Origin of the sequence: Pyrococcus sp. ST04, from assembly GCF_000263735.1 — an archaeon.
GTDB lineage: Archaea > Methanobacteriota_B > Thermococci > Thermococcales > Thermococcaceae > Pyrococcus.
The window spans coordinates 577,861-601,795 of the sequence record NC_017946.1; the positions used below are offsets into that span (position 1 = coordinate 577,861).

At 47.1% G+C, this 23,935-nt stretch carries 32 protein-coding genes and 2 tRNA genes; 22 read left to right on the forward strand and 12 right to left on the reverse strand.

All coding sequences use genetic code 11. From position 1 onward, the window contains the following. Nucleotides 1-119 precede the first annotated feature (119 nt). The gene (locus PY04_RS02905; RefSeq protein ID WP_014733687.1) at nt 120-1,178 is read left to right on the forward strand and encodes a DUF835 domain-containing protein; all 1,059 of its coding nucleotides are present in this window, start codon (nt 120-122) and stop codon (nt 1,176-1,178) included. On the opposite strand, the gene PY04_RS02910 is transcribed toward PY04_RS02905, so the two are convergent. From PY04_RS02910 to PY04_RS02930, 5 genes are read right to left on the reverse strand one after another with little or no spacing between them, the layout of a single operon-like run. After that, entirely contained in the window at nt 1,162-1,734 is a 573-nt protein-coding gene (locus PY04_RS02910) for an AAA family ATPase (RefSeq protein WP_014733688.1), read from the reverse strand. The two genes, PY04_RS02905 and PY04_RS02910, sit on opposite strands and share 17 nt — an antisense overlap. Beyond that, nucleotides 1,731-2,528, reverse strand: a complete 798-nt coding sequence (locus tag PY04_RS02915; protein WP_014733689.1) for a hypothetical protein — start codon at nt 2,526-2,528, stop codon at nt 1,731-1,733. The genes PY04_RS02910 and PY04_RS02915 overlap by 4 nt, the downstream gene beginning before the upstream one ends. A 9-nt stretch (nt 2,529-2,537) precedes the next feature. Beyond that, the gene (locus PY04_RS02920) at nt 2,538-3,302 is read right to left on the reverse strand and encodes a sulfite exporter TauE/SafE family protein (RefSeq protein ID WP_014733690.1); all 765 of its coding nucleotides are present in this window, start codon (nt 3,300-3,302) and stop codon (nt 2,538-2,540) included. Between the two features lie 11 nt (nt 3,303-3,313). Beyond that, the gene (locus PY04_RS02925) at nt 3,314-4,306 is read right to left on the reverse strand and encodes a M42 family metallopeptidase (protein ID WP_081482828.1); all 993 of its coding nucleotides are present in this window, start codon (nt 4,304-4,306) and stop codon (nt 3,314-3,316) included. A 3-nt stretch (nt 4,307-4,309) separates the two neighbouring features. After that, on the reverse strand, nt 4,310-5,317 hold the full coding sequence (locus tag PY04_RS02930; protein WP_048055930.1) for an NAD(P)-dependent oxidoreductase: 1,008 nt from the start codon (nt 5,315-5,317) through the stop codon (nt 4,310-4,312). A 72-nt stretch (nt 5,318-5,389) separates the two neighbouring features. Between PY04_RS02930 and PY04_RS02935 the strand changes: the two genes are divergently transcribed. The 3 genes from PY04_RS02935 to PY04_RS02945 are packed head-to-tail and all read left to right on the forward strand — an operon-like array spanning nt 5,390 to nt 8,160. Next, nucleotides 5,390-5,899, forward strand: a complete 510-nt coding sequence (locus PY04_RS02935) for a molybdenum cofactor biosynthesis protein B (RefSeq protein ID WP_014733693.1) — start codon at nt 5,390-5,392, stop codon at nt 5,897-5,899. Between the two features lie 49 nt (nt 5,900-5,948). Continuing rightward, nucleotides 5,949-6,920 (forward strand): metal ABC transporter solute-binding protein, Zn/Mn family, encoded by a 972-nt coding sequence (locus PY04_RS02940; protein WP_014733694.1) that lies wholly within the window; start codon nt 5,949-5,951, stop codon nt 6,918-6,920. Between the two features lie 43 nt (nt 6,921-6,963). Next, complete coding sequence (locus tag PY04_RS02945) at nt 6,964-8,160, forward strand: redox-regulated ATPase YchF (RefSeq protein ID WP_014733695.1); 1,197 nt, start codon at nt 6,964-6,966, stop codon at nt 8,158-8,160. A 28-nt stretch (nt 8,161-8,188) separates the two neighbouring features. Here PY04_RS02945 and pfdA read toward each other — a convergent pair whose 3' ends face one another. The 5 genes from pfdA to PY04_RS02970 are packed head-to-tail and all read right to left on the reverse strand — an operon-like array spanning nt 8,189 to nt 10,058. Next, nucleotides 8,189-8,626: a prefoldin subunit alpha gene (gene pfdA, locus PY04_RS02950; RefSeq protein ID WP_014733696.1), complete on the reverse strand. Its 438-nt coding sequence runs from the start codon at nt 8,624-8,626 to the stop codon at nt 8,189-8,191. 22 nt (nt 8,627-8,648) lie between these two features. Then, on the reverse strand, nt 8,649-8,882 hold the full coding sequence (rpl18a, locus tag PY04_RS02955; RefSeq protein WP_014733697.1) for a 50S ribosomal protein L18Ae: 234 nt from the start codon (nt 8,880-8,882) through the stop codon (nt 8,649-8,651). Between the two features lie 13 nt (nt 8,883-8,895). Then, nucleotides 8,896-9,579, reverse strand: coding sequence for a translation initiation factor IF-6 (locus PY04_RS02960; RefSeq protein WP_014733698.1), 684 nt, complete (start codon nt 9,577-9,579; stop codon nt 8,896-8,898). Between the two features lie 28 nt (nt 9,580-9,607). Beyond that, nucleotides 9,608-9,892: a 50S ribosomal protein L31e gene (locus tag PY04_RS02965; RefSeq protein ID WP_014733699.1), complete on the reverse strand. Its 285-nt coding sequence runs from the start codon at nt 9,890-9,892 to the stop codon at nt 9,608-9,610. A gap of 10 nt (nt 9,893-9,902) precedes the next feature. Beyond that, nucleotides 9,903-10,058 (reverse strand): 50S ribosomal protein L39e, encoded by a 156-nt coding sequence (locus tag PY04_RS02970; RefSeq protein ID WP_014733700.1) that lies wholly within the window; start codon nt 10,056-10,058, stop codon nt 9,903-9,905. 129 nt (nt 10,059-10,187) lie between these two features. Between PY04_RS02970 and PY04_RS02975 the strand changes: the two genes are divergently transcribed. The 13 genes from PY04_RS02975 to PY04_RS03035 all read left to right on the forward strand — a co-directional run bounded on the left by PY04_RS02975 (nt 10,188) and on the right by PY04_RS03035 (nt 17,780). Then, nucleotides 10,188-10,991 carry an HAD-IIA family hydrolase gene (locus tag PY04_RS02975; RefSeq protein WP_048055931.1) on the forward strand — a complete coding sequence of 268 codons (804 nt, stop codon included), beginning with the start codon at nt 10,188-10,190 and terminating at the stop codon, nt 10,989-10,991. Beyond that, nucleotides 10,988-11,362, forward strand: coding sequence for a ferritin family protein (locus PY04_RS02980; RefSeq protein ID WP_014733702.1), 375 nt, complete (start codon nt 10,988-10,990; stop codon nt 11,360-11,362). Before PY04_RS02975 ends, PY04_RS02980 begins: the two co-directional genes overlap by 4 nt. An 80-nt stretch (nt 11,363-11,442) precedes the next feature. Continuing rightward, nucleotides 11,443-12,171: an L-serine kinase SerK gene (gene serK / locus PY04_RS02985; protein WP_014733703.1), complete on the forward strand. Its 729-nt coding sequence runs from the start codon at nt 11,443-11,445 to the stop codon at nt 12,169-12,171. A gap of 51 nt (nt 12,172-12,222) precedes the next feature. Further along, the gene (locus tag PY04_RS02990) at nt 12,223-13,131 is read left to right on the forward strand and encodes a hypothetical protein (protein ID WP_048056194.1); all 909 of its coding nucleotides are present in this window, start codon (nt 12,223-12,225) and stop codon (nt 13,129-13,131) included. Nucleotides 13,132-13,177: 46 nt separating this feature from the next. Next, on the forward strand, nt 13,178-13,531 hold the full coding sequence (locus PY04_RS02995) for a prefoldin subunit beta (protein ID WP_014733705.1): 354 nt from the start codon (nt 13,178-13,180) through the stop codon (nt 13,529-13,531). A 25-nt stretch (nt 13,532-13,556) separates the two neighbouring features. Continuing rightward, the gene (locus PY04_RS03000) at nt 13,557-13,898 is read left to right on the forward strand and encodes a DUF3194 domain-containing protein (protein ID WP_014733706.1); all 342 of its coding nucleotides are present in this window, start codon (nt 13,557-13,559) and stop codon (nt 13,896-13,898) included. Further along, nucleotides 13,861-14,847, forward strand: a complete 987-nt coding sequence (locus PY04_RS03005) for a bifunctional oligoribonuclease/PAP phosphatase NrnA (protein WP_014733707.1) — start codon at nt 13,861-13,863, stop codon at nt 14,845-14,847. Before PY04_RS03000 ends, PY04_RS03005 begins: the two co-directional genes overlap by 38 nt. Then, the gene (locus PY04_RS03010) at nt 14,847-15,179 is read left to right on the forward strand and encodes a hypothetical protein (protein WP_014733708.1); all 333 of its coding nucleotides are present in this window, start codon (nt 14,847-14,849) and stop codon (nt 15,177-15,179) included. The genes PY04_RS03005 and PY04_RS03010 overlap by 1 nt, the downstream gene beginning before the upstream one ends. After that, nucleotides 15,179-15,904 (forward strand): tRNA-binding protein, encoded by a 726-nt coding sequence (locus tag PY04_RS03015; RefSeq protein ID WP_014733709.1) that lies wholly within the window; start codon nt 15,179-15,181, stop codon nt 15,902-15,904. The genes PY04_RS03010 and PY04_RS03015 overlap by 1 nt, the downstream gene beginning before the upstream one ends. 3 nt (nt 15,905-15,907) lie before the next feature. Then, entirely contained in the window at nt 15,908-16,249 is a 342-nt protein-coding gene (locus tag PY04_RS03020) for a cupin domain-containing protein (protein WP_014733710.1), read from the forward strand. 38 nt (nt 16,250-16,287) lie between these two features. Beyond that, complete coding sequence (locus PY04_RS03025; protein WP_081482813.1) at nt 16,288-17,493, forward strand: flippase; 1,206 nt, start codon at nt 16,288-16,290, stop codon at nt 17,491-17,493. A gap of 57 nt (nt 17,494-17,550) precedes the next feature. Next, a tRNA-Gly gene (locus PY04_RS03030) sits at nt 17,551-17,628 on the forward strand. 74 nt (nt 17,629-17,702) lie between these two features. After that, a tRNA-Arg gene (locus PY04_RS03035) sits at nt 17,703-17,780 on the forward strand. A gap of 304 nt (nt 17,781-18,084) precedes the next feature. Here PY04_RS03035 and PY04_RS03040 read toward each other — a convergent pair. Next, the gene (locus tag PY04_RS03040; protein ID WP_014733712.1) at nt 18,085-18,660 is read right to left on the reverse strand and encodes a cyclase family protein; all 576 of its coding nucleotides are present in this window, start codon (nt 18,658-18,660) and stop codon (nt 18,085-18,087) included. A 98-nt stretch (nt 18,661-18,758) separates the two neighbouring features. Between PY04_RS03040 and PY04_RS03045 the strand changes: the two genes are divergently transcribed. From PY04_RS03045 to PY04_RS03055, 3 genes are read left to right on the forward strand one after another with little or no spacing between them, the layout of a single operon-like run. Beyond that, a complete protein-coding gene (locus tag PY04_RS03045) occupies nt 18,759-20,024 on the forward strand; it encodes an adenosylhomocysteinase (protein WP_048055932.1) in 1,266 nt (421 codons plus the stop codon). Nucleotides 20,025-20,033: 9 nt separating this feature from the next. Continuing rightward, entirely contained in the window at nt 20,034-20,675 is a 642-nt protein-coding gene (gene tsaA / locus PY04_RS03050; protein ID WP_014733714.1) for a tRNA (N6-threonylcarbamoyladenosine(37)-N6)-methyltransferase TrmO, read from the forward strand. A gap of 12 nt (nt 20,676-20,687) precedes the next feature. Further along, nucleotides 20,688-21,440: a PH0542 domain-containing protein gene (locus PY04_RS03055; protein WP_048055933.1), complete on the forward strand. Its 753-nt coding sequence runs from the start codon at nt 20,688-20,690 to the stop codon at nt 21,438-21,440. Here PY04_RS03055 and PY04_RS03060 read toward each other — a convergent pair. After that, a complete protein-coding gene (locus PY04_RS03060) occupies nt 21,409-22,416 on the reverse strand; it encodes a hypothetical protein (RefSeq protein WP_237710138.1) in 1,008 nt (335 codons plus the stop codon). The two genes, PY04_RS03055 and PY04_RS03060, sit on opposite strands and share 32 nt — an antisense overlap. A 163-nt stretch (nt 22,417-22,579) precedes the next feature. On the opposite strand from PY04_RS03060, the gene PY04_RS03065 reads away from it, so the two are divergent. Together PY04_RS03065 and PY04_RS03070 are read left to right on the forward strand one after the other, a co-directional pair. Continuing rightward, complete coding sequence (locus PY04_RS03065) at nt 22,580-22,906, forward strand: helix-turn-helix domain-containing protein (protein WP_014733717.1); 327 nt, start codon at nt 22,580-22,582, stop codon at nt 22,904-22,906. A gap of 9 nt (nt 22,907-22,915) precedes the next feature. Then, nucleotides 22,916-23,881, forward strand: a complete 966-nt coding sequence (locus PY04_RS03070; RefSeq protein WP_048055935.1) for a class I SAM-dependent methyltransferase — start codon at nt 22,916-22,918, stop codon at nt 23,879-23,881. The last annotated feature ends 54 nt before the right edge of the window (nt 23,882-23,935 follow it).

Here is a 23,935-nt window from a genome sequence, read left to right on the forward strand (position 1 = left end):
ATTTAATCTTAATTGATTAGCACAAAATGCGTGGTAGAAACAAATAATAATTCTTATATTGCAATATTTGATTAGTAATCTTCTAGAATCCTATCAAAAATTGTGTATAGGGTGGTAGTATGGATGCCCTAACATTGGCTAGAATAATGACCCTGGTGGTAAAGCTTGTGGGCTTCTCCTGGTTGTTAATGCTATACGTTAAAGTTCGAAGGAAATCCGCCTTAGTCCTTAGCTTAGCGGTTCTCGCTTACTCCTTCCACACCCTCAGCGACATACTCAGTAACGTTCTAATGAACGAAATTGCCATTGCTATAACCTCTACACTCTTCATGCTGACCGCTAGTATTCTTGTGATTGAGGAAGAAGGAAAAGTTCCATCGATGTTTGTTTATGTTCTTTTCTCATTGACGCCTCTAATTCTCGTCCTATACACGATCGCAATTGGTCACCTTTTTTCATCAAAAGCTTGGGTAATTCTTGGAGTTGTTTATGGGATTTCTGGATTTTTCATAGCGTTTTCTGGGGTTATGATACAGGAACTCAGGGAAGTTTTTGGAAGAAAAACGCTTTGGTTGTCCCTATCGCTTATCTTCATAGGGCTACACCAAATGGACTATCCTTTTCTTAGGCCAGTAAAATGGTTTGCTCCGATTGGCTTTACAATAGCTTCGTTCCTTACTTTGACGTTGCTCTATGGAATAGTGCTCGTCTTTAAGAGCGAGGCCTACTTTAGATATAAGCCCCACGTTGCCTCAGAGCTTAAACCCGGTACAATGATAGTCTCCCTAGAAGACTTCAAGAGGAACATTTATCCAAAGCTTGAGGACTTTCCGGTCTTAGCGTTTGTAAGGAACATCCAGACCCCTGAAACATGGTATAGGTATTTCATAACAAGGGCTATAACGAACTATGAGAGGGATATTAGTCCAACGGATCTCCCCAGGATGCTTGAGCTTTCGAAAAGGTATCTACAGGCTTCAGAGGGAGGTGTCATAGTGATAGACTGTCCTGAGTACCTTTCCTTGTACAATGGTTTTGATGCCGTTATAAAGTTCTTTGCGACGCTTAGGGACATGGTTATACTGAGCAAAGGAACGTTAATCGTGATAACGGAGAAGAGCGTTTGGGATGAGAAGCAATGGATACTCCTCAATAGAATACTCAAAGGAGAGGCTTGATTATTTTCTTTACTTCCTCTCTTAAGTCCTCCAACCCCTTCTCGTTCACAATTACGAAGTCGGCGAACTCTTTTAGCTTAGAAGTTTTGTACAGCCTCTCCTCCCACTCGTCGAACTTGATTAAATCTTCAATTGTTTTTATCCCCCTGTCCTTGCCTGCGTTCCTTGCCTTCAGTCTCTCGAACCTTATCCTTGGGTTTGCCTCCACGTAAATCACGATTCCACCCATGTCCTTTATTGCCTTGGCTTCTCCAAGGGATCTTACGCCATCTATGGCGATGTTTTTGCAATTCCTTCTCTTATCAATGGCCAGCCTTATTAGAATATCCTCCCCGTACCTTTCCTTTAAGATTCTTCCGAGCTCTATTAGGTTTTCTCTGGTTGGTTCCCCTTCAAACTCGACATCGGGGATCCAGGAGTATTCTTCAGTGTTGCCGGTGAGAATGTCCACTAGTGGCTCGCTACAGCTTATCCTACAGAATCCAAACTCTTCCTCAAGGAATTTAGCTACAGTAGTCTTTCCTGCAGCTATTTTTCCCGATATTCCAACTATCACCTTTTCCACCCCCACCTTATAATCCTCGCCCCATCCGTGGCTTCCATCAGCCCTTCGCCAACCATCTCTACAACGTAATCTAAGAGGTCATGCTTGTTGAATACGGCGGGCCTCGACTCGCCAAAGAGGTACTTCAGTTCGAAGTATCCTATCCTGAGGAATCTTATTGGATTCAGCATCACGACGTCATCATACTTTGCGGGAAACTCGAATTCTGACAGCACTATTTCGGTGCCAGATTCCTTTGCCAACCTTTTTAGAAAATCTTCATTTGGAAAGAATATTTCCCTCCAGGGCCTATCGAGTGGGTTAAAGGGTAGCTTTGGGAAGGAGTATCTAACACCGTAGGCCTCAGCATTAATCCCGAAAGCCTTGGCAAATTCAAGAAGTGCAACTGCATTGAACGTTAGAAAAACTATACCCTCCCTATTTCCAGGAACTTTGGGCCACTTCCTTGGTGGAAAGTTGAGCTCTGCCTCTATTATTGGAATGAGGAATTCTAAGCCGTGCTCCTCTGCAAACTCCAGGCTTTTTTCTAGTTGCATCCTTTTTAGTTCCAGATCAAGCTTCGTGTAGACGCTGACCAACTTTACGCCAAGCATCTCTTTTAGCTTCCCTATAACTAAGCTACTCCCAATGATAACGCTCTTGTCCGTCCTATCGTGGGCTATGATGAACAGCTTTTCCTCCTCTTCGTCGAATCTGATCTCATCTATCTCAAAAGGTGAAATTGGGAGCCCGTGCTCCTTCCTGATCTCTATGACAAGTTCTTTGACTTCCTCTGGAGTTATCATCGCATCACCTCACGGGACTGGAAGGTTAAGGGCCTTGAGTATCATCCTGAATGCTAAGATGACCATTACAACTGCGAAAGCGTTCTTTAAGCTTTTGGCCCTTGTTTTCTTTGCGATTTTGGCACCTATTTGGGCTCCTATTATAAGCCCTGGCACAAGTAACGGCAACCACTGCACCTCAACGTTGCCGAGTAAGTAGTGCTTTATTGCACTACTTGTTGAGGTAAATACTATTGCAAAACTTGAGGTTGCAACGGCGTAGTGAATTGGCATTCCCAGCCAGGTGAGGAGGGGAACGTTGATTATTCCACCACCAACTCCCAGCAATCCGCTTGCAATTCCTGAGAAAAATCCTCCGAGTGGGACTATTTTTTCATTTACCTTGACGTCCTCAAGCTTTATCTCAGTTGGCTCCACGGGCTTTTTCTTGTAGATTCTGTAGGCCACGAATATCAAAGTTATTCCGAAGATTATTTTTAGCTCCCTGGCTGGGATATAGGAAGTCATCCATGCCCCTATGTAAGCCCCGACTATGGCAGTGCTCGCGAGGAGGAGGCCGACTCTGTAGTGTATTCTCCTTTGCCTATGGTAGGCATAGGAAGAGCTTAGTGCCGTGAACACTATGCTTGCACTTGATGTCCCAACTGCGTGGTGAATTTCAACTCCTACTATGTTGAGCACTGGTACAAGGAGAAACCCTCCCCCAAGGCCGAAAAGCGCCGCCAGTGTGCCAACAATTATTCCAACGAAAAATGATTGGATAAAGGAGAGCATTTTATCCCTCCTTAAAGCTCAAAGGTTATGGCCTCTATAAGCCTTACTAGCTTTTCTAAGTCTCTCAAATGCAGCATTTCAACCTCGCTGTGAAGGTACTTTATTGGAACGCTCAGTGCGAGAACCTTTGACTTGTGCTGAAATGCTGAAGCATCGGTTCCTCCTCCTGTCACACCAACCTGAATCGGGATGTTATTCCTCTCAGCTACCCCAAGAACTCTTTTGGCCAGGTCCCTAGAGTAAATTGCTGAGTTGTCAACTGCCCTAATGACGGGGCCTTCTCCAAGCTTTACGTCTCCTGTTAACTCATTGCAGCATGCGAAAGAATCTATAGCAAACGCGTATTTTGGAGTGTATGTGTTTGCTAAGAACTTTGCTCCCTTGAGTCCTATCTCCTCTTGAACTGTGAATGCGAACACTACCTTTCTGTCGAGATCGTGGTCAACTAGAGCCTTTATCGCCTCAATCAGCGCGGCAACTCCGAACCTATCGTCGAGGCTCCTTGTGCTCACATACTTGCCATTCAATACCGCGAAGTGCTTCTTGAAGACGGCATAGTCGAGTACCTTTATTCCCAGTTCCTCTACTTCCTCCCTGCTATCTGCACCAACATCGATTACAAGAGAGTGCCAGGGAACTACTGAGCTTTCTCCCTTTATGTTCAAATGTGGGGGTATCGCTCCAATTACACCATCCACCTTCTCTTCTTCAGTAATTACATCAACGTGTCTTCCGTAGAGTAACCTATCATCGATTCCACCAACTTTTCTGAATCTCAACTTCCCGTCTTTCGTTATCCCTGTTATTATCATACCTATCTCGTCCATGTGTGCCATGAACAGTATCTCCTCCTTCCCCTCTCCCAGCTCGACTATTAGGTTTCCGATGGCATCAATCTTATAATCTACGAAATCCTTGATCTCCTCGATTACCACGTTTCTAATTTTCTCTTCGTATCCAGAAATTCCAGGGGTCTGCGTCAGTTTTCTTAAAAGATCCTTCATCACTCACCCCTCCAGCATTTTAACCTCGTCGATTGGCCTAACTTTCAAAACCTCCTTGTTGACTAAATCTTCAGGAATTTCACCTCTAAAGACCTTTAGCAGGTTTTCAACTGCCCTGAATCCCATATCTTCGAGGGCCTCTTTAGCGAGGCCTGCATAATGGGGAGTTAAAACGGTTTCCCACTCAAGCTGGAAGAGCTCGTGCTCTTTAATGGGCTCTTCCTCGAAGACGTCCGTTGCATAACCCTTAATTTTCCCCTCTTTTAGGGCCTTAGTGAGTGCTTTCTCATCTACCAAGGCACCCCTTCCGATGTTGACTAGGTACTTCCCTTCGAGTCTTCTCACCCTCTCCTCGTTTATTATGTGGTACGTTTCCTTTGTGAGGGGGAGTGCTAGAATTACCACGTCCGAGTTCTCTATGAGGTCATCAATGTCCATGAACTTGGCACCAGTAGCTCTCTCTATATCCTCCTTCCTGTGTCTTGACCAGTAGTAGAGCTTCACTCCAAAGGGTAGAAGTCTCTTGGCGATGGCCTTTCCTATAGCTCCCATGCCGATAATTCCAACTTTCTTTCCGTAGAGAGTTTCTATTTCCTTAAAACCGCTCCATACAGTTCTGTGGCTCTCCCATTTTCCCTCCCTTATGAACTTGTCGGCATAGTGTATTTTTCTCATGAGGTTTATGAGTAACCCTATCGTGAACTCCGCAACGGCTTCGCTCAGAACACCAGAGACTTTCGTCACGTATATCCCCCTTTTGGTGGCTTCCTCCACGTCAACGTTGTCGTAACCTGCCGAATGGCAGCTTATAACCTTCAGCTTCTTCGCGTTTTCAAGGACTTTCTTCGTTATCTTGTTGAGGGGTGAAACTATCACTCCGTCAAATTCCCCGATTTTACTGGCAAGTTCTTCTTCGCTTGGATACAAGATAACTTCAACGTCAGCAAACTTTTTGAGTTCCTCTAGGGGTTTGCTTTTCATTTTAAAGAGCACCGCGACCCTTGGTCGCATTGGATCACCGTTCAGATGATTATCGAAAAGAGATATAATAACCTTTCCATGAATGATTTCTGGGGTGAGTTCATGGGTGTGGAGGAACACAAGAAGGAGGCTCCTAGAACGTTTAAGTTCGGGGTGATAACAGTAAGCGATAAGGGCTCGAAAGGAGAAAGAAAGGACGAGGCTGGTCCCCTCATAGTTGAAGAGCTCTCAAAGTTGGGCGAAAACGTGTACTACAAGATAGTTCCGGATGATAAGCTTGAGATTCTCCTATCCCTCTTCGACGCTGTGAAGGCCGGGGCAGATGTCATTGTGACGACGGGTGGTACGGGAATAACCTCTAGGGACGTAACCATCGAAAGCCTGAGACCCTTATTTGATAAGGAGCTAAGCTTTGGGGAGGTTTTCAGAGTTAAGAGTTATGAGGAGGTAGGATACGCTGCTATACTAACGAGAGCAACGGCTGGGGTTATTAGAGGTAGAGAAAGAGTGGTTGTAGTATTTTCCCTCCCTGGGAGCGTCAACGCCGTGAAAACTGGGGTTGAGATAATAAAGAGTGAGGTCTTTCATGTCCTCAAGCATGCTAGGGAATAGCGAAAGGTCAATATACTCATTAGGTTGACCTAACTCTAGGGGTGAGGAAATGAGGAGGTTAATCCCACTACTTCTCATTGTACTCCTCCTTCATCCGGTGGCCGCCCAAGAGAAAAAACCCCTAGTAGTTACGAGTCTCCCCCCACTAGCTTCGATAATAAAGGAAGCCCTTGGAGATTATGTTCAAGTAGTTTATCTAGTCCCCCCAGGAGTTGAGCCCCATCAGTACCAGCTTTCTCCTGACCAGATAAGGGTTCTAAAGGAGGCCGATGTAATAGTCACTACAGGACACCTACCGGCTGAGATGAAGATAATTGAGCTAAAGAAGGAAGGAGAAATAGCCGGAACAGTCCTGACGATAGATGACTACAGGAAGTACGGGTTTAGGTATTTGCCGGAAAGGTGGTATACGGGGAAGAACAACCCTCACGGTATATGGCTTGATCCGACCAATGCAGTAGCGATAGCTGAAGCAACCGCTGAGGCCATTGCAGAGAGAAACCCGGGGATAAGATCTGGAGTTGAGGAGAGCGTTTCAAAGTTTAAGGAGAGGGTAAACTCCATAGTGCTAGCGTACTCTGGAGTCCTTAAGGGAAAGAAAGCTGTAATCGAGTTGCCTTCTCAACAGTATGCCCTTGAATGGCTTGGAGTTGAGGTTGTGGCATCTATAAAGCCCGAAGCAGAGGTTCCGGCAAAGAGCGTTGATGAGCTCTCTAATGTCAATGCCGACGTCATAGTGTATGACGAAGGAACTCCTCAGACATTGAAGAATGCTGCTATAAAGCTTTCCCAGAGGCTCGGAATTCCGGTTGCAAATATAACAGTCCTTTGGACTGAAAAGCCCTATACTAAGGTTCTCCTTGACAACACTAGATCCATTATATCCTCACTAACGAAGGAGAGGAAGGTTGTCATTAAGGAGGGAGGGTTTGGATACCAGTACTCCATATTGGCCCTAATAATAGGGCTAGTAGTGGGAATTTCAATCGGCGTGGTCATAAGGAGGTGTCCCGTTCTTTAGAAGCCTTTATATTTCTTCACTTCCATGCCCCTAGGGGGTTAAAATGGAGATAGGTGTTGTGGGAAAGCCAAACGTTGGGAAATCAACTTTCTTTTCAGCCGCAACCCTGGTTGATGTTGACATAGCGAACTATCCCTTCACGACGATAGACGCGAATGTAGGCGTTACCTATGCCATAGCCGAACATCCCTGCAAGGAGCTCGGTTGCACACCAAACCCTCAGAACTATGAGTATAGGAATGGATTGGCCCTGATCCCAGTGAAGATGATAGATGTTGCTGGGCTCGTTCCCGGGGCTCATGAGGGAAGAGGATTGGGAAATAAGTTCCTTGATGATCTCAGGATGGCCTCGGCGTTGATTCACGTCGTTGATGCCACTGGAAAGACGGATGCAGAGGGTCAGCCAACTGAATTCCACGACCCAATTGAGGATATAGAATTCTTGGAGAAGGAGATAGACTACTGGATATATGGAATACTAAGCAAGGGATGGGACAAGTTCGCCAAGAGGATAAAATTGCAAAGGATGAAGCTTGAGCTCGCGATAGCCGAGCACCTCAGCGGAATTGGAGTAACTGAGAACGACGTGTGGGAGGCTATGCACAGGCTTGGTCTTCCGGATGATCCAACGAAGTGGAGCGATGAGGATTTGTTGACCTTTGCCTCTGAGATAAGAAAGATAAACAAGCCGATGATAATAGCGGCGAACAAGGCGGATGCCACAACGGATGAGCAAATTGAAAGGCTTAAGAAGGAGGGGGAAAAGAGAGGTTATATCGTCATACCTACGAGTGCCGCCGCCGAGCTGACATTGAGAAAGGCTGCAAAAGCTGGCTTTATAGACTACATACCTGGGGCTGGGGATTTCAAAATACTGAAGGACATGAGTGAGAAGCAGAAAAGGGCCTTGATGATAATCAAAGAGAGGGTTTTGGATAGGTTTGGCTCTACTGGGGTTCAGGAGGTCATAAACAGGGCGGTCTTTGAGTTGCTGAACTTAATCCCAGTGTATCCGATCCAGGATGAGAATAAGATGACGGATCAGTTTGGCAATGTTCTCCCGCATGTTTATCTGATGAAAAAAGGATCGACGCCCAGGGATCTCGCCTACAAAGTTCATACGGATCTCGGTGAGGGTTTCTTGTATGCAGTTAATGCTAAAACCAAGAGAAGGGTTGGTGAGGACTACGAGTTGCAGTTCAATGATATAATCAAAATAGTGGCCGTGACGAGGGGTTGATGCCAAATTTTAGAAAAAGGCTGGGGATTCACTTCTTAAGTTGGAAGCTCATTGCCTGCTTTTTCTGAATTTCTTGTGCCTTCTTTGCCACCTCACCGACCTTCTTCTCTATCTCTGCTAGAGCTTCTTGGGTCTTTTTAATGGCCTCGTCATACTCTTTAAGCCTCTCCTCGAGAAACGCTATTGCCTCATTAATGTTCTTCTCAACCGCGTAACCCGAGCCCACGCTCACTATTGCATTCTCCTTATCCACTATAACCCCCTTCAAGAATGAGCCCGCACCTATTGGGACGAGGATTTCTGGTTTTTCCTCCTCAACTTTTTTAAGATTCTCGAGCGTCTCCTTAACGGTCTGAACTTCTGCCCTGGCAAGGTTTAACAGCTCGAGGTTTTGGGCCAAAAGTTGTGCCTGTGCCTGCAGAACCTGATACTCATAAGCGAGTTTTTCCAACTCCTTCTCCGCCATTTATACCACCAAAAAATAAATTTTAGAGCTCGAGGCTGAGCCTCCTAACGATTACGTCCTCCGCTTCCTCGGGCTTTATCTCCTTGATTTCCTTGATGAATATCTTGTTCCTTTTAACCTTATGCTTGCTTCCTATCTCTGAGTAAACAAGTTCCTTTACGTGCTCTTCCTTTACAGCCCTGTACTCCTTGGTGAACTTGAACTTCTTCCCACCCTTTTCGAAGTACCCAAGGACGCGAAAGACCTTTACGTTCATGGGCTCACCCCCTTCATATTAATCCAAGGGCTTCTTCAATCTTAACTATCTCAGGACCAGTAGTAAGGCTTCCAACAACAACTCCATTAGAGTTCGCCAACATGCATGAACCTACGTATGGAACTCCCATATTAGCTGTTCCAACATAAACATCAACCTTAAAGAGCTCGCTCAACCACTTGAGCTCTTCGTCGCTAGTTTCTGGATGTACTAAGCCTCCCTTATTTGTAACGACTCCCGCACTCCCCACGGCATGGAGACCAGCTATGACACCCCTCTCGACTTCTACTCCTAGGATATCTCCTATTTTCCTGGCCTCTTCCCTTGAAAACTTTGTGCTCACTAGTGCTGCCCTGTCATTTGCCAATATTAGGTTCCCAAGTGCTGTGTACTTGGTTTCAAACGGCACTATCTCTGTTTCTATCCCTAGCTCTTTGAATTTCCTCTCTATGCTCTCAAGCTCTGTGTCCCATATGTACCAGGGGACTATTATTGCGTTCGAATTTCCAGCGGCGAGAATGCCTATTATCCTTGATTTCATTATGCTTGCCTCTACAACGGGAACCTTGAGGACTTCCCTAATAACCTCTAACTTCTTTGCCTGGAGGCCTTCTCTAACCAGGACAACTTTATCTGTGGCTACTCCAAACACACCCAAATATGGTGAGTTCTCAAAGTCGAGCCTCTCTATGTGCATTCCTTCCCCTCCAAATTAAAGAGGGGAATCAGGCAAGGGTTACGTAGGCTATCCTAACCTTGCCTTCCTCCCTCTCCTCCTCTTCGACCTTCACCTTTACCCTGAGCCTGCTTGGGGGCTTTTCAATACCCCTTTCCCATATCTTCTCGTTAACCTTTGGGTCTATTATTACTTCCTGAGCCTTTGCGTGCCTTGCCACGAACTCCCTAACGAACTTAACTGCCCTGGGAGCCCTCTTCCACCTTGGGACTATCTTCTTTATCTTCCTTATTGGGATTGTGAATATAACCTCGCTTCCGGGCTCGATTGGCATTTACATCACCTCACTCCTTAAGCTTGGTTCTCCTCCAGAATCTCCTCTTGGGGTGCGTCATAACCCTTCTATTCGTTTTAACTATAACCCAAACAGGAACCCTTCTGTTCTGCTTAAGGGCCTTTGCAAGCCTGAGCTTCTTTGCAAGGGGCTTGTTCCTCGCCATTTTTAATCCCTCCCTGAGGATTTAGCTTAATGAGAATGTCTGTTCACCTTAGCGGTGGGCTACTTAAAAGTATTTCGCCAAAGTGATTAGCGTTTTAAAGTGAAGGAGAGAACTCCGATGGGGTCGCTTATGGTTGGAATAATATTCGATATGGACGGTGTGCTTTACAGGGGTAACAAGCCCATTGAAGGGGCGAGAGAATTAGTTGAGCTGCTGAAGTCTAGCGGCGTTCCTTTCCTATTCCTAACCAATAATTCTACCAAAACCCCCAGAATGTATAGGGAGAAGCTCGAAAGGATGGGAATTGATGTTTCAGAAGAGCGCATAGTTACATCGGGACTAGCAACAAGGCTTTATATGGAGAAACACTTCCCTCCGGGCGAGATATTTGTGATAGGTGGCGAGGGGTTAGTGGAGGAAATGGAAAGGCTAGGCTGGGGAGTTGTTGGCGTTGATGAAGCAAGATCGGGAAGATGGAGGGATGTGAAGTACGTTGTTGTTGGCTTGGATCCTGGGCTTACCTACGAGAAGCTGAAGTATGGGACGTTAGCCATAAGGAACGGGGCTAAGTTCATAGGAACTAATCCGGACACGACATTTCCAGGAGAGGAAGGAATTTACCCCGGAGCTGGCTCTATATTGGCTGCCTTAAAAGCGGCAACTGATGTTGAGCCAATGATAATAGGGAAGCCCAATGAACCAATGTTCGAAATAGTCAAGGACAAGATCGGAGAGGAGGAGCTTTGGATGGTGGGGGATAGGTTGGACACCGACATAGCATTTGCCAAGAGGTTTGGCATGAAGGCGGTGATGGTGTTGACTGGGGTTCATTCATTAGATGATGTTGAGAAAATTGGCATAAAGCCAGACCTCGTGTTGCCCAGCGTGAAGGAGCTGATCGAATACTTAAAGGTGAGGGGAGTGATTGAATGAGGGAAGAGTTGGTTGAGTTTGAGAGGAAGCTTTACAACATCTACAAGCTTGGGGAGCTTTATGCTAGGAATGAAAATCCCAAGCTCGTTGACATATTTCAGTTGTTGGCCGAGGAATCTTTGAGGCACGAAAAAACATTGAGAACAGTCAATTTCAAGATTTCCGGAAATATAACCTTCCCAACTATAAAAGATTCCCCCGAATCTCTGGATGAGCTGATAAGAGAGGCAATAGTTGCCGAGGAGATCCTGGCCAAGGTTTACCTCGAGCTGGCCGCGGGCTTAGACGGTTCTGAGAGGGACATCTTAAGGATGATGGGAGAAGAGGCTTTGAAACATGTCTATCGTCTGAAGCTTATATATTCTCGTTAGCAAATGTCCAGTTTGTCCACCCAAACCTTTAATACTTTCACAACTTTTATGGATTTGAAATATAGTCAGGGGTGATTAGCATGGGCGTTGAGAAGGTTCCAAAGTATGATATTCCAGTTAAGAAGGTTGAGTATGTCTTCATAGAGCTTGATAAGATGAAGCCTCATGAGCAACTCGTTCAAAGGGAACTTGAGGACTTCATAGAAAGCGTAACTGGTTCTGGAATATTCTGGAAGCCGATGCTACTAGCGAAGATCCCCGGAACGGATGAGTACCTCATTGTTGACGGCCACCACAGATGGGCCGGGCTTCAAAAGCTCGGCGCCAAGAGGGCTCCCTCAGTCATCCTGGACTACTTCGATGAGGGTGTTAAGGTGTACACATGGTATCCCGCCTTCAAGGGGGACGTCAATAAGGTCATAGAGAGGCTTAAGGCGGAGGGCCTTGAAGTCGTCGAGGATCCAGAGGCCGAGGAAAAGGCTGAAAAAGGAGAGATAGCCTTTGCACTCGTTGGCGAAAAGAGCTATGCGATTCCGGGGAAGCTCGAGGAGCAGAAGAAGGTTAGCAAGGTTCTTGACGAGATGGATCAGGCGGGAGAAATAGAGCTAGTTTACTACGGCCTCAAAGAGGACGCGAAGGCTGATATGGAGAAAGGTGAGATAGATTACGTCTTTATCAGGAAAGCCCCAAGCAAGGAAGAGGTCATGGAGCTAGTTAAGAGAGGAGAAGTGTTCTCACCTAAAACGACGAGACACGTGCTTCCTTTCATCCCAGATAAAATAGACGTTAAGCTCGAGGATCTCTTCTAGCGAAACTTGTATATTCTCCTCAACACTCTTTTTATTTAGGTGATTCGAGTGGTGAAAGTTTCGAAGCTTGCCGTTAAGATACTTGAGAATGAGGGGATTGTTTACTATGACCCAATATACCACGGGAGGACACTGAAAATAATTGGAATTGACGATGATCCCATCGAGGCCATGCAAATTCTCCTTTCCCAGTACAGGGAGAAGGGGTACGATATCGTTGTCTTTGACACTTCTGGGAGGTTTCCTACGGGATTCTTCGAGAGTGTTCTCAGGATAGAAGAGGGAACACCAGCAGGTTTGGATCCTCTAAAAATGGCGAGGGCCGGGATAATAAAGGATCCCTATTCTGCAGTAACAATAGTTCAAACTATATACGAATTGGACTCCGCCTCCACTGATAAGCTTTACTCGGACTTCGTTACCGGGAAAGTTGGATCAATACAGGATGCAATAAGGGCAAAAAAGACGTACAGCGAAATAATAATGGAAAGCTATACTGAGCTCGATGACATGCTGTTCTCGGGAGATCCCCTCAAGGTCCCCGAAAGTGGGCTGATAGATCTGAGCGGCCTCAACAGCGTGACGCTGACTGGAATAGCTTTCTTAATTTTGGCTGCAGTCTTCGAGGACAAGAGAAGGGTTGTCTATGGGCTTCACGACGTTGCCGTTCTGACATTCACGAACGCTGGAAATGCAGCTCTTCCCCTGCTTACGAGGCCAGCAAGGAGGAGGGTTGCAATCCTCGGCACTAGGTATCCACTAGATCAAGTCCTTTCAATCCCCGGACCAACTCTCATGCTTTACAACGATCCAGACATTCAATCAGCAATCTATGAGAGCCAAGGAGTTCCGGCTGGTCTGAGGACTTTCATATATAAGGGAGAGGGAGCCTACATCTGGAGGAGCCCCGAAACAATAAATATAGAGTTTGGAAAGCTTCCCAGGGAGCAAGGTTCTTAAAGTCCCCTCCTGACCTAATGCCGAAAGTAAGGAAGGAGGTGTGGAGATGCAGAACATTCCTCCCCAGGTTCAGGCGATGCTTGGTCAACTCGAAAGCTACCAGCAACAGCTCCAGCTTGTAATCCAGCAGAAGCAAAAGGTTCAGGCTGACTTGAATGAGGCGAAAAAAGCTCTTGAGGAGATTGAAAAGCTCCCGGAGGACGCGGTAATATACAAGACCGTTGGGACGCTGATAGTTAGAACGTCAAGAGAAAAGGCCGTTCAAGAGCTCAGGGAGAAAATAGAAACGCTTGAAGTTAGGCTAAATGCACTCAACAGGCAGGAACAGAAGATAAACGAGAAGGTTAAGGAGCTGACTCAAAAGATTCAGGCAGCTTTGAGGCCTCCAACCGCCGGCTGATCTACTTTATTTTTGGTGGAGGGAAATGAAGAAAGTTGTCCATATAGGCTTACCCAGGCTTAGTGAGGATCAACTTATAGAAGTTGGTAGCATAGCCCAAGAGGTTATTATAGATTACATATTCGACCACCTCGCGAAGAGCGAGGTTAGGGACATGGAGGTCACGGCCAGAATAAACCAGGGAGAGACCCTGGATTTGGAAATTGAGGTTTATCTCGAGGTTCCAATATTCGTTAAGGTTGACGTCGAGGCCTTGATAGATGAAGCCATAGAGAAGGCCTATGATGCCGTGGAGAAGTACTTGAGAAAGCTCTCATCGGGGGAAAAGAATGAAAGGAGAAAGGAAGCTGAAGAAGTTCTTGAGTAGCTTGGACAAGGATGAGGGGATAATCCTTCTCTGCCATCACAATGCTGATCCCGATTCTCTCGGTTCTGCAATAGCGTTTTCAAACCTCCTCTTAAATTTAGGATTCAAAAACGTTAGAATAGGAGTTGCTCAAAGTATTGCAAGCTATTCTAGGAGGCTTTTAAGCTTTTCAAAGGTTCCCGTAGAGAAGAATCCAGAGATAACTGAGAGCGTTATTTTTATACTTGACACATCATCCCTCGAGCAGCTTGAACCGATTCAAATTCCCAATAATTCTTCAATAATTGTAATAGACCACCACGTTGAGAAGGATAATCCTATCCCGGCTGAGATATCCATAGTTGATCCAAGCAGAACCTCTACGGCAGAGATAGTTTGGGAGCTTTTGAAGAAGTTCAAGTTCGTTGATGAAGATTCGGCAAAAGTCCTTCTCGCTGGAATCGTTTCGGACACATCAAACTTTAGATTTGCAAACTCCAAGACATTTAAGACTGTCTATGAAATCATGAACCTCTACAGCTTCTCGATTGGAGAGATAATGCAGCTGGTGGCCCCGGTTACCGATGAGAATACTGAGCAGGCAAAGAGGATGGCAATACTCAAGGCCTGCCAGAGGATGGAGATACACAAAGTTAAGAAGTTCGTAATAGTCACGTCGAAAGTTTCCGCGTACGAAGCGCTGGCCTGCAAGGTGTTCCTTCAGCTCGGTGCCGACGTTGCGATAGTTGGAAGCGAGAAGGGAGGAGTTAGGATTTCAGCTAGAGCAAGAGACTACCTAGTCAGGAAGGGCCTCCACCTTGGCAGGCTGATGGAAAGGGTTGGCCCAATAATCAAGGGCTCGGGAGGAGGCCACGCAGGGGCGGCTGGAGCGAACGGCAGGGAGAACTTAGATAAGGCTATTAAGTTCCTGGTGAAAGAGGTTGAGAAGTTCCTAAAGGGGGTGGAGTGATGGCTAAGTGCCCCGTGTGTGGTGCGCCATTAGATTGGCGGGAGTTAATAGAGCAGATGCTGGATCTGGAGGGGATAGAGGATATATTAAAGGATAAGGATAAGTTTTTGAAAACCCTCGAGGGCTTCTCCTTCAAGTGTAGCAAATGTGGTGAGGAGTTTTATGGAAAGTATCTCCCGAGAGATGAAGCTGAGAAAGTTTTTGAACTGATAAACGACTTCAAGGGCTCTATAGATTGGGAGAGCAAGAGGGTTAGGATAAGGCTTAACCAGCTGCTGGCCTTAGATAAGATGCTCGAGGAGTGGGACAAAAGGGTGAAGAGGGGATTGTGATGTGGGACACTAGTAAGGATTACAGGTTGCTGGTCGCGGAAAAAGCCGTGGAGCTGTTCCTGAGAACGGTTGAAGGGGCGAAATTTAGAGGGCAGTGGGACAAAAAGAAGGCGATAAAGCTGGCTAAGGAGATGATACCTGAGATACAGGCCATGAGGTACAGCTATATTGATCCAGAGGAGTTGGCGGACACTCCCCAAATGAAGGCTCTTAAGGAAAAGGCTAGGGAAATAATACAGGCTCTGGGCGGTGAGGATTGGCATCACAAGTTCCTAAGCCAGGCGGGCAAGGAGGAGAGGGAGAAGGTTGAGGAGCAAGTTGCCAAGGTGAGGTTCTTCCTAAACACGATTCTGGGCCTTGACAGGAGGCTTAAGCTTGGGAAGATAAACGATCCGGTGATAGCCGTTGACATAGTGGTTGGAGAGGTTATGAGCGTTGGAAAGCATCCAAACGCTGATAAGTTGCTAGTTACCAACGTGAACATAGGTGAGAGGGCAGTTACCGTGGTTACAAACGATCTGACCGTAAAGGAGGGCAACAGGGTTGCTGTTGCACTATTGCCTCCAAGGACTTTCTTTGGGATAGTGAGCGAGGGGATGTTCCTTGGGGCCGGTGAGGGTGTTCTGAAAAACGTTAAGGGAGAGATCGGTGGGCTCCCAAAGGGAATTCCCCTGGAAGCCTTGAATGAGACGAGGAACTTAGTTGAGGCATTCCTGAAGGGATGATATATGAAGGCGGAACTTGGCAAGATTATCGACAGGGGGAGCTATTTAAAAATCCCCCTCTTTGAAGGAGAGCTACCTGAGGGTAGCTACGTCCAAATAGTGGAAATAAAGCCCAGGAGCAGGGTGGGAAGGCACTATCACGAGAGACAGTACGAGCTTTTCTATATAATCTCCGGGACTGCCAGGCTTGGAATAGGGGATAACGAATACGAGGCAAGTCCCGGGGACATCTTCTTGGTTAAGCCGAAAACTGTTCATTGGGTTGTGAACGAGAGGGATGAGCCCTTTAAGCTCCTAGTTATAAAGCTGAACTACCTAGGGGAAGATACAGTCTGGCTGGATTAAGTTTTTAACTTTCCCGTTTTTTATTTCCTCGAGCTGAAATGGGGGAAAGTTTAAAGCTAAGGCTCATAAAGAATGCCAGTTGGCTTTTCATTGCTGAGGTTTTAGCGAGAGGGCTCGCCTATTTGCTCGTAGTTCTGATAGGTCGTTACCTAGGCCCTGAGGGGCTTGGTCAATACTCGTTCATATTCTATTACGTGGGCCTTTTTGCGGTTTTCTCGGACTTTGGAGTTAGCTATTACTTTATGAGGGAGGTTGCGAGGGATAGGAGAAACGTGAAATTGTTTCCTTATCTCCTGAGCTTTAAGCTGTTCGTGGCAACCCTCGATTCTCTAATTGCTATTGGAATAGCTTTCCTCCTTTCGAAACCCCTTGCTGTTAAAATCCTCATAGCCCTCGTAGCCCTTGAATCGATACTCTACTGGACATCTTGGATATTTAGGAACGCAATGTATGCGTTTGAAGTTACAAAGTATTCTGCCTTGACTAGAATTGTGGAGAGGGTTTGGGCCTTCACCGTTGGTGGCTTGGTGCTCGCTCTAACGAGATCATTGACTTGGCTCATAGTTGCCCTAGTCGTGGGTTATGTGATCAGGGATGTTATGATGATAACATTTGCCTTAAGGTTTGTGAGGGTAAGTTTTAAGGTATCTGGAAAAGTTTGGATTAACACGCTAAAAAGATCCTTTCCCTTCTGGCTAATTGGTCTATTCTCGACCATTTACTATAGAACCGATGTTGTAATGCTCAACCTACTGACGAACGACTATCAGACTGGCCTTTACAGGGGGGCTCTCATGCTGATTGAAGCTGCAATGTTCATTCCAACAGTGATAGTAAACACCGTGATGGCTCCAATGGCGAGGTTGCATGGGAGTGACAGAAAGTTGCTGAAACTGCTCTTCAACAAGGTCTTCTTTGCCCTTTTTGGTGTCGGCATCCTTGGAGTGATTGGGTACGAGGTGTTCGCAGGCTTTTTGGTTAAGACTTTCTTTGGAAATAAGTTCGTTCCAAGTGCTCCCATTCTCAAGGTTTTAGCCCTTGCAATGCTCCCAATGTTTCTTAATTCTCTCTTTGGTAGCTACCTCAACGCAACCGGGAGGAAGCTTGAGTTCACGAAGATAACGGGCATTACAGCCCTTACTAACGTTGTCCTCAACTTTGTCCTAATATCCTACATGGGTGCCAGGGGGGGCAGCATTGGCGACCGTAATAAGTCAGTACCTTGCCTCCCTACTATCGTTTAGGATAATACCCAACGAAAGTCTTATAAACCCACCAAAATTGACTAAATAACGGCCAGTGCGGTGGTAGTCTAGCCTGGCCTAGGACGCCACCCTGCCAAGGTGGAGACCCGGGTTCAAATCCCGGCCACCGCACCACAACTTTTCTTGTGATGTTTGCATGTTTCTGAAGATTAAGCTTATAAATTCGCCCTGAGATGAATTCTTGGGTTGCCCCGGTGGCCTAGCCTGGATAGGGCGCGAGGCTGCGGACCTCGAGGTCCGGGGTTCAAATCCCCGCCGGGGCGCCACAACTTTTTTAGCTACCGGGGTGTTAGTTAACTACCAGGGTGGTAGTAGTTGTACTTTGATGAGAGGCCGTTTTAAACTGTTTTTATTTTTGTGGTAGTTTGTAGAAAACTATAGAAAAAGAACTCCGGGCGGGAGGAGGAGAATTCCAGAGAGTGAGATCAAGAGGATTCTTGGAAGAAGCTGAAAAAAGAGAACTTGAAGATTCCGTTGTCGCGAGGATCTTAAAATCCCTGGTGAAAGCGTCTTTTGTGGATAAGGTCGTTGAAGGGAGAAATGTTAGGTACAAAATTTCAGACCCAGTCCTTAAATACCTCCTATTATCGCGACGGCTCTAATTGGACTCCCCGATCCTCGCTTAATTTTTAGTGGAAATCCTATAAAGAGGAACTCTTTTCCTAAAAGCTCCTCAAGGTTGGTTAGCCCTTCAAATATTGGAATCTTGGCAGAAAGAAGTATTTTATGGACTTCCTCGTTCCCAATCGTTAGTGAGTCTGTTCCAACGGCCTTAACGTTCTCCCTCACCAACCTTTCAGATGCCTCTTTCGATAACTCTCTTCCGTTCGTGAGAAGGAGGACAATCATTCCTCTAATATTTTTCGGAATCTCCTCTGCCCTTATGTGTCCTTTTCCTCCCCTCACGTCAACTACAACTCCCTCTCCTACGAACTTGTCGAGGGGAAGCCTGTCAATTGTTTCCCCTCCCATGATAAAGTGAGCGGGGGCATCTACGTGAGTCCCCGCGTGTTCGCCCATCTTAAGGATGTTCATGTAGTATCCATCTTCCTCTATCTTAGCCCATGGAGAAATTTCAATTGGCGGATCACCGGGATAAACTTCGGTCTCCTCACTTATCTCCCTAGACAGGTCAATTATCTTCATGAACCACTCTTGTCGTCTAGTCCTTAAAAACTTCTCCGATTCAGAGGTAGTTCAAAACGTTTTTGAGTGAGGATGATCTTATGCAATTGGTGGTCGATGTGGACTGCACCAAGGATTACTGTGTTAAGGACATAGGGCTCGCCCCGGAGGGGTGGAAAAAGATAGACTGGGTTTCAAGGTTTATGCCGGTTCTCCAGCTTATAAGGAAGGATTTTGAGAAGAGGAAGCCGTTTAAGGGGGTTAAGATAGCTGCAACTCTTCACCTTGAGATGAAGACCGCCTTCTTACTGCTAACACTGAAGGCCGCTGGTGCCGAGGTCTCGGCGGCCGCAAGCAATCCTCTCTCGACCCAGGATGACGTTGTTGCAGCCCTGGCCGAAGCTGGGGTCAAGGTTTACGCCATCAGGGGAGAGAGCAGGGAGGAGTACTATGAGAACATGCACAGGGCGCTGGACATAGGGCCGAACATAATAATAGATGACGGAGCGGACATGATAAGCACGGTTCACCGTGAGAGGCAGGAGCTCATAGAGAACATATGGGGGGCAAGTGAGGAGACCACGACTGGAGTGATAAGGCTGAGGGCAATGGAGAGGGATGGCGTCCTCAAGTTCCCGGTGATAGCTGTGAACGACAGCTACACGAAGTACCTCTTCGACAACCGCTACGGCACCGGTCAGTCAACGTGGGATGGGATAATAAGGAGCACCAACCTTCTAATCGCTGGAAAGAACGTTGTTGTCGTTGGTTACGGCTGGTGTGGGAGAGGGATAGCCATGCGTGCTCGCGGTCTTGGTGCTACGGTTATAGTTGTCGAGGTTGACCCCATCAGGGCCTTGGAGGCCAGAATGGACGGGTTCCTTGTCATGGATATGAAGGAAGCAGCAAAGGTTGGGGACATCTTCGTGACTGCGACGGGTAACATCAAGTGCATCCGGAGGGAACACTTCGAGCTGATGAAGGACGGTGCAATAATGGCGAACGCCGGCCACTTCGACGTTGAGATATGGAAGCCAGACCTCGAGGAGCTGGCAGTTGAGATAACGAATCCAAGACCAAACATAACTGAGTACAGGCTCAAGGATGGTCGGAGGCTTTACTTATTGGCCGAGGGCAGGCTTGTGAACTTAGTTGCCGCTGATGGCCATCCAGCCGAAATAATGGACATGAGCTTTGCCCTTCAGGCTAAGGCCGCCGAGTACATAAAGGAAAACCACGAGAGGCTTGAGCCTAAGGTTTACCTTCTCCCGAGGGAGATAGACGAGATGGTTGCTAGGATAAAGCTACAGTCCATGGGAATTAAGGTTGAAGAACTCACAGAGGAGCAGAGAAAGTACCTTGAGAGCTGGGAACACGGAACGTAGGTGTTTTCTATGTTCTCCCTTATTCCCATAGGCTACATAAGGAAGGAAGGGCCGGAAACTTGGATAGAGATACTTCCGGAATTCGAGGAGGGATTGGAGGGCCTCGAGGAAGGTGACTGGATAAAAGTGATAGCCTGGCTTCACGAGAGTGATACCTCAGAGAAGAGGAAGATCCTCAAGGTTCATCACCATGGTGATCTGAGGAATCCCGTGGTGGGTGTTTTCGCTACTCGTTCTCCCGTGAGGCCTAATCCTCTGGCACTATACGCAGTGAGGATAAATAGAATCGAGGGAAGGAAACTGTACATTCCTCCGGTGGATGCATATGATGGGACTCCCGTGGTGGACATTAAGATACTCGTTGACAGGCTTGATTGTCCCAGGGAGGAGATAGAGCTTGATGAAAATAGTGCCAGGAAGGTTGGTGATTTAACTTTGGTCCCGAGGAGGAGCGAGCATATGGACGAGCTTGAGGAGGTTTCACCAGAGGAGTTCGATGCCTTGATCATTAGCGTGAGAGGGAGGAGTACCGTCCTCACAGCTACCGATCTCGTAGAGCTGATAAAGGCCTTAGTTGATCTCTACGAGCTCCTTCCAGTCGAGGTTAGGGATAAGCTTGGAATAAAGTTTATCTACTCCGAGGGAGTATAGAGTGTGATAGCCATGGAGGAGGAGATAGACATAAGGGAGGCACTGGCGAACGGGGAAGACTTGGATAAGATACTGATAATGGCAAAGTACGAGGAGGATGTGCTGAAGAAGCTTATAGAGTTGCTTGACGACGACCTCTGGACGGTGGCCAAGAACGCTTTGGCGATAATAATGGTGATAGCCAAGAGCAGGGATGACCTTTACGAACCGTTGATCAAGAAGCTCTTCGCGATGATAAAGAAGAGCGAGGCCATCCCGCTAACTCAGGAAATAGCTAGGGCCTTTGGCCAGATCGCAAAGGAAAAGCCAGAGCTCATTAGATCCCTCATCCCAGTGCTATTCGCCAACTACAGAATAGGGGACGCTAAGACCAAGATAAACGTTGGGTATGCGATAGAGGAGATAGCTAGGGCAAACCCCGAGCTCATGAAGTCCATAGCTAGGGACTTCGCGGAAATGCTGGTCTCTAAGAGAAAGGAGGACAAACTTGCGGCTCTTAACTTCATAGAGGCCATGGGGGAAAACAACTTCAGGTTCGTTAGCCCCTATCTTCCCAGAATAATAAACCTCCTCCACGACAAGGACGAGGTCGTGAGGGCCAGTGCCGTTGAGGCCTTAGTTCACTTAGCCACGCTAAACGATAAGCTCAGGAAGGTCATAATACGCAGGCTGGAAGAGTTTGATGATCCCAGTGACCTTGTTATGAAGGCCGTCAAGGAGGGCCTCTCGAAGCTCACCCTTCTTGAGAAGTCTCAGCCTCAATGATTCCTTCCTCGACCAGCATCTTTACTGCTTGTGTTATCCTCTCGAGCTCCTTCCTTAGCCTCTCGTTCTCCTTCTTGAGGTCTTCATTCTCCTTCATGAGGGCTTTTACTGTCTTTGCCAGCTCTTCAACCTTGCTCCTTGGGATGTAGTTCCTCTCTATAATCCTTAGGGCCTCCTTCGGGTCATAGCTACCGGTTATCTTCGCGAGCCTTATCCTTATCTCCTTCATCTCCTCCGCGAGCTTCCCGTACTCCTCAACTTTCTTCTCTATCTCCTCAACCTTCTTCGTTCCCTCCTGGAGCTTGTTGAGCTTCTCCCTAAGCTCCTTTATCACCCTCTCCCTAGCCTCGAGCTTCCTCCTGAGCTCCACGTTCTCCCTGACTATGCTGTCGTACCTCTCTATTATCTCCTTCACTAGCTCTGGACTCGCTGAGTTCATCCTTTCCTCAATTTCCCTAACCTTCTCCCCAACTATCTCCTCGACCCTCTCCTCGATCCTCTCCCTCAACCTCTTCTCAATCCTCTCCGCCACCTCCAGCGGGTAAGAGAGCATCTTCTCCTCCATCTCAGTTAGCCTCGGGAGTATTCTCTCTACGTTAGATATGAGGAGTGTCCTCCTATCGAGCTCGTCTAAGATCCCCTTTATGTCACTAATTTCCTTCTCGATCCTCTTGAAGTTGTTCTCAGTGTCTGTCCTCAACCCATCTAGCTTTGAGAAGAGGGAGTATATCTTCTCCCTGAGGTCATCTATGTCCTGGCTGAGTTCCCTCTTGGTCGCGACGAGGGCCGCGAGGGCAAGTATTGAATAATCCCCAAGCCTCTCTGAATCGGCCAGGGCACTCTTCACGCTCTCCCATTCTCTCAGCTCTTTCAGCCCCTCGACCACTTCAGGATAATGTTCCTGAAAGAAGGCCCAAGTGGCCCTCTCCTCCTTTTTGCCGCCGAACATACCACCATCCCATAACATAATCAGCATCGTTCTATTTAAGACTTCCTAGGATAGTTGCTAATCCTCCCGCAAATTGGTGATAAATTTTCCAATTGGAAATTTCACAACACTGTTGCGAAACCTTTATTAATTTTGCAGTCGTTATAATAATTCGGTAGAGATACTACAACAACGGGCACGGTGATGCCCAGTGCCGCCAGTGATAGATCCCCACGTTCTCAGGTCTTTGCACAGGAGCGAGTTGAGGAGGAGGATACTCCAGTATCTTTATGAGATTTACCCTTCTGCAACTTACCTTAGCGAGATAGCTAGGGTTGTTGGTTCTGATCCCTCAAATGTGAGGGGTGCGTTAGTTGGTTTGGGGAACCGTTACAATGGCGAGAGCTCCCTCGTTTATCTCGGCTTAGTTGAGGAGATAGTTAATAACGGCTTCAAGTATTACCGCCTCACGGAGTATGGAAAGAAGGTCGTTGAGATGCTTAAGGACTACCAAGCCTACTACAGGAAGTTCATGTGAGGTGAGAGCATGGGGAGAACCGAGGACCTAATAAGGATCATCGACACGAACATAAAGCACATGATAAGCCTAAGCGTGCTCAACCTAGCCCAGCTCGGGATAAAGTACGGGATATTCAAGACCGTGGCCTCGAGGCCGAGTTACTCCGAGTTGCTCTCGAGGATATCAGTCCCAAACAAGCCCCTTCTCAAGAAGTTGATAGATCATCTTAAGGCCCTCGGGATAATTGAAGAAACTCCAACTAGCCTAATCCTCAACGGCTTCTCCTACGAGCTGAAGTTCCCCAAGGAGGATTACATGTTACTACTCCCCGACTGGATTCCAATGTTCGAGGAAATGTACAAGATGGTTGACTTCGCCCTGATATCTCCAGACCACCCCTATGTACTCATGGACTTCGACAAGGATGCCGACTTCTGGGACATGAGGCTTTCAACATCGTTCCACGAGGCGTACAGAGAACTCATAATAAGGCTGGCGGGACTAGGGAATGGAACCTACGTCCTCGACCTCGGCTGTGGCTCCGTTTCGCCCGCGTACTTCGGAAAGTTCGTGGGTGAAGATGGAAAATATGTAGGCGTCGACTACTCCCCTGCCCTGCTCGAGATAGCCAAGGCAAGGGTAAGCAAGATGAACTTTCCTGTTGAGCTTAAGGAGCTAGATATAGGCCTGATAAAGCCCAGAACCATGTATGACGTTGCGATCATGAGCTTCATCCTCGAGTACGTGACGAACAGGAGGGAGGTTTTGAGGAAGGTTCTGGACGGACTGTCCCCTGGAGGGAAGGTCATAGTCATAGATGCATTCAGGGATGAGTTCGCGAATGTCGAGGCATTGGAGTTCTTCGAGGGGCTTAACGCATCGTTCGTTGGTTATCCATCAAAGGCGGAGATAAGGGAGATTCTACTTGGGGAAGGCTTCGACGTCAAGTTCGAGGACTACGGGAAGTCAATACTCTTGATACAGAAGCTCTGAGCCTTTTTCTTCTTTTTGTATTATGCACCTACATATGCACCTACATAAGCACTT

Bases quoted from the DNA above. Each gene is read 5' to 3' on its own strand.
- PY04_RS02905 (WP_014733687.1), top strand. From the start codon at position 120: ATGGATGCCCTAACATTGGCTAGAATAATGACCCTGGTGGTAAAGCTT.
- PY04_RS02915 (WP_014733689.1), bottom strand. From the start codon at position 2,528: ATGATAACTCCAGAGGAAGTCAAAGAACTTGTCATAGAGATCAGGAAG.
- PY04_RS02920 (WP_014733690.1), bottom strand. From the start codon at position 3,302: ATGCTCTCCTTTATCCAATCATTTTTCGTTGGAATAATTGTTGGCACA.
- PY04_RS02925 (WP_081482828.1), bottom strand. From the start codon at position 4,306: ATGAAGGATCTTTTAAGAAAACTGACGCAGACCCCTGGAATTTCTGGA.
- PY04_RS02930 (WP_048055930.1), bottom strand. From the start codon at position 5,317: ATGCGACCAAGGGTCGCGGTGCTCTTTAAAATGAAAAGCAAACCCCTA.
- PY04_RS02935 (WP_014733693.1), top strand. From the start codon at position 5,390: ATGGGTGTGGAGGAACACAAGAAGGAGGCTCCTAGAACGTTTAAGTTC.
- PY04_RS02940 (WP_014733694.1), top strand. From the start codon at position 5,949: ATGAGGAGGTTAATCCCACTACTTCTCATTGTACTCCTCCTTCATCCG.
- PY04_RS02945 (WP_014733695.1), top strand. From the start codon at position 6,964: ATGGAGATAGGTGTTGTGGGAAAGCCAAACGTTGGGAAATCAACTTTC.
- pfdA (WP_014733696.1), bottom strand. From the start codon at position 8,626: ATGGCGGAGAAGGAGTTGGAAAAACTCGCTTATGAGTATCAGGTTCTG.
- rpl18a (WP_014733697.1), bottom strand. From the start codon at position 8,882: ATGAACGTAAAGGTCTTTCGCGTCCTTGGGTACTTCGAAAAGGGTGGG.
- PY04_RS02960 (WP_014733698.1), bottom strand. From the start codon at position 9,579: ATGCACATAGAGAGGCTCGACTTTGAGAACTCACCATATTTGGGTGTG.
- PY04_RS02965 (WP_014733699.1), bottom strand. From the start codon at position 9,892: ATGCCAATCGAGCCCGGAAGCGAGGTTATATTCACAATCCCAATAAGG.
- PY04_RS02970 (WP_014733700.1), bottom strand. From the start codon at position 10,058: ATGGCGAGGAACAAGCCCCTTGCAAAGAAGCTCAGGCTTGCAAAGGCC.
- PY04_RS02975 (WP_048055931.1), top strand. From the start codon at position 10,188: ATGGTTGGAATAATATTCGATATGGACGGTGTGCTTTACAGGGGTAAC.
- PY04_RS02980 (WP_014733702.1), top strand. From the start codon at position 10,988: ATGAGGGAAGAGTTGGTTGAGTTTGAGAGGAAGCTTTACAACATCTAC.
- serK (WP_014733703.1), top strand. From the start codon at position 11,443: ATGGGCGTTGAGAAGGTTCCAAAGTATGATATTCCAGTTAAGAAGGTT.
- PY04_RS02995 (WP_014733705.1), top strand. From the start codon at position 13,178: ATGCAGAACATTCCTCCCCAGGTTCAGGCGATGCTTGGTCAACTCGAA.
- PY04_RS03000 (WP_014733706.1), top strand. From the start codon at position 13,557: ATGAAGAAAGTTGTCCATATAGGCTTACCCAGGCTTAGTGAGGATCAA.
- PY04_RS03005 (WP_014733707.1), top strand. From the start codon at position 13,861: ATGAAAGGAGAAAGGAAGCTGAAGAAGTTCTTGAGTAGCTTGGACAAG.
- PY04_RS03010 (WP_014733708.1), top strand. From the start codon at position 14,847: ATGGCTAAGTGCCCCGTGTGTGGTGCGCCATTAGATTGGCGGGAGTTA.
- PY04_RS03015 (WP_014733709.1), top strand. From the start codon at position 15,179: ATGTGGGACACTAGTAAGGATTACAGGTTGCTGGTCGCGGAAAAAGCC.
- PY04_RS03020 (WP_014733710.1), top strand. From the start codon at position 15,908: ATGAAGGCGGAACTTGGCAAGATTATCGACAGGGGGAGCTATTTAAAA.
- PY04_RS03025 (WP_081482813.1), top strand. From the start codon at position 16,288: ATGGGGGAAAGTTTAAAGCTAAGGCTCATAAAGAATGCCAGTTGGCTT.
- PY04_RS03040 (WP_014733712.1), bottom strand. From the start codon at position 18,660: ATGAAGATAATTGACCTGTCTAGGGAGATAAGTGAGGAGACCGAAGTT.
- tsaA (WP_014733714.1), top strand. From the start codon at position 20,034: ATGTTCTCCCTTATTCCCATAGGCTACATAAGGAAGGAAGGGCCGGAA.
- PY04_RS03055 (WP_048055933.1), top strand. From the start codon at position 20,688: ATGGAGGAGGAGATAGACATAAGGGAGGCACTGGCGAACGGGGAAGAC.
- PY04_RS03060 (WP_237710138.1), bottom strand. From the start codon at position 22,416: ATGCTGATTATGTTATGGGATGGTGGTATGTTCGGCGGCAAAAAGGAG.
- PY04_RS03070 (WP_048055935.1), top strand. From the start codon at position 22,916: ATGGGGAGAACCGAGGACCTAATAAGGATCATCGACACGAACATAAAG.